Source organism: Microbacterium sp. P2_F9 (assembly GCF_056403635.1).
This window is the reverse complement of record NZ_JBFUFC010000318.1, coordinates 1-2,677: the sequence shown is the minus strand read 5'-3', so window position 1 is coordinate 2,677 and position 2,677 is coordinate 1. Positions and strand designations below refer to the sequence as shown.

Here is a 2,677-nt window from a genome sequence, read left to right as displayed (position 1 = left end):
CGGTGATGTCGCTCCACGCCTCGTCGACGCGCACGTTCAATTGCACGAGCGAGTTGTAGGTCGCCCACAGGTAGATCCCGATGACCACGACGAGCGCGACGATGATCAGTACGGGGACAAGCCACTCCAGCATGTCCACATCCTAACCAGCGCAGGCGCGCGGATCACAGCGTGCGGCGGACTCTCAGCCCTTACGCACCCAGAACGCGCTCGAGATACCGATTCTGGAACATCCGGTCGGGGTCGAGGCGATCGCGGAGCGCGGTGAAGTCGTCGAACCGGGGGTAGCGCTCCCGGAGGATCGCGGCATCCAGCGTGTGCATCTTGCCCCAGTGCGGGCGTCCGCCGAATGAGAGCATGATCTGCTCGACGGCCTCGAAGTACTCGGTCGGATCTTCGCGCCAGTAGCGGTGCACGGCGATGTAGCCGGAGGCGCGTCCGTGCGCGGTCGACATCCACAGGTCGTCCGGCGCCGCGAACCGCACCTCGACCGGGAAGGAGATCTTCCAGCCGCGCTCTTCGATCAGGGCGTGCATCGCCTCGAAGGCGAGGCGCACGTTCTCGGCCGGAAGGGCGTACTCCATCTCGCGGAAGCGGACGTCGCGGTTCTGGGTGAGCACGCGGGTCGAGGCGTCCGTGTACTCCCGATTGCCGGTGAGCTTGACCGCGAGCCGGCTGACGCCGGGCACGATGCCGGGGAAGGCGGTGCCGGTCGCGCAGACCGCGCGATAGAGGCCGTTCGAGAGCAGCTCCTCGTCGATCCACTTGCCGACGCGCGGGAGCGGATGCCGCGGCGCGTCGGCGGGCAGCCGGGTGTTCACCTTGGTGAGGGCGACCTCGGTGTGCGGGAACCAGTAGAACTCGAAGTGGTCCGGCGTGCTCGCGCGCTCGTCGAGCGTCGCCAGCACGTCAGTCAGCGCCTCGGGGTGATCGACGGCGTGCAGCACGAACGCGGGGACGCATTGGATCGTGACCTCGACCAAGATGCCGAGCGCGCCGAGACCGACGACCACCGCGGGAAGCATCTCGGTGTTCTGGTGCTCGTCGACGACGAGGAGGTCACCGGCTGCCGTGACCAGCGTGACGCCGACGACCTGGGTCGCGATGCCGCCGAACCGGGCACCGGTGCCGTGCGTGCCGGTCGAGATGGCGCCGGAGATCGACTGCCGGTCGATGTCGCCGAGGTTCTGCATGGCCAGGCCGAACGGCGCAAGGAGCGCGGGGATCTGGTGCAGGCGGGTCCCGGCGAGGAGCGTGACCCGGGACCTCTCGCGGTCGACATTCACGACACCGCTCAGGTCGTCGAGCTCGAGCAGCACGCCGGGCGCCACCGCGATCCCGGTGAAGCTGTGGCCGGCGCCGACCGCTTTGACCTGCAGCCCCTTCGCGCGCGCGGACAGGACCGACCGACGCACCGCCTCGATGGAGTCGGGGCGCTCCACGCGCTGCGGCCGCACGCTTTCGGATCGGCCCCAGTTCTGCCACGTACCACCAGGACGGGTCACAGGAAGGCCTTCCCTTCACCGCGGTAGGTGGGCGTCTCGCCGACGCGCCGATCGCCGTCGATGAGGTGGAAGCGGTCCACGCGCTCGGAGAGCTCACCGCTCTTGGCATGCCGGAACCACACGCGGTCGCCGACCTTGAGGTCGCGGGCGGCCTCGCCGCGCAGCGGGGTCTGCACTTCGCCGGCGCCTTCGCGCGGCATCATGGCCAGGCCCTGAGGCCACACCGGTGCAGGCTGACGGGAGGCGAGCGCAGGCCCGGAGGCGATCCAGCCGCCGCCGAGGACTGTCGCGATGTCACGGGCCGGCTTGCGCACGACCTCGAGCGCGAACGCCGCCGCGGGCGCCGGGTCGAAGGCGCGGTAGCCGTCGAACAGGTGGCCGACGAGCAGGCCACTGCCGGCGGTCACCTCGGTGACGGCGCGATCGGATGCCGTGTACTCGAGGGAACCGGTGCCGCCGCCGTTGACGAACTCGAGGGGCGCGATCGCGTTCACCGCGCGCACGATCGCCGCGCGGCGGTCGAGCAGCTCGCTTCCCGACCGACCCTTCATCCAGCGCATGATCGAATCGCCTGAGCCGGTGGCGTCGGGCTGTCCTGCGATCTGGGCCTCGTACATCATCAGGCCGACGAGGGAGAAGCCGGGGCGGTCGGCGATGAGCCTGGCGAGGTTCGAGACCTCGGCCGGCGAGTGCACCGGCGACCGGTACACGCCGATGTGGCCGAGCGGCGCAGGGGCGTTCCAGGACGCGTCGGCGTCGATCGCGAGGCGCAGCACGGCGCGCCGCGTCGGCGGGACGATCGCATCGATGAGGTCGAGCTGGGCGATGTCGTCGACCATGAGGGTGACGCGGGAGGCGGCGTGCTCGTCGGCCGCCAGCTGGGCGATGGCGGCGCGATCGGCGGTCGGGTACCCCAGAACGACGTCGTCGTGGGTCTCGGCGAGCCAGAGCGCCTCGGGCAGTGTGAACGCGAGGATGCCCGCGTAGCCCGGCAGCGCCAGCGTCGCATCGATGATCTCGCGCACGYGGATCGACTTGCTCGCGACGCGGATGGGCACGCCGCCGGAGCGCACCACCATGTCGAGCGCGTTGTAGCGCATCGCGGGAATGCTCAGCGTCGCGATCGGACCGGACAGATCGGCGGTGGCTGCGGTGAGCGCACCCCAGTAGGT

General features: G+C 70.3%; 2 protein-coding genes and 1 pseudogene. All 3 read right to left on the bottom strand.

Annotated features, from left to right (window positions below; translation table 11 throughout):
- A pseudogene (locus AC1DVT_RS19375) lies at positions 1 to 130 on the bottom strand (LemA family protein); the annotation flags it as partial.
- Positions 131 to 191: 61 nt separating this feature from the next.
- The gene (locus AC1DVT_RS19370) at positions 192 to 1,505 is read right to left on the bottom strand and encodes a D-arabinono-1,4-lactone oxidase (RefSeq protein WP_477390933.1); all 1,314 of its coding nucleotides are present in this window, start codon (positions 1,503 to 1,505) and stop codon (positions 192 to 194) included.
- Positions 1,502 to 2,677 (bottom strand): type III PLP-dependent enzyme domain-containing protein (locus tag AC1DVT_RS19365; RefSeq protein WP_477390931.1); only part of this gene is annotated, 1,176 nt, incomplete at its 5' end. The genes AC1DVT_RS19370 and AC1DVT_RS19365, both read right to left, overlap by 4 nt.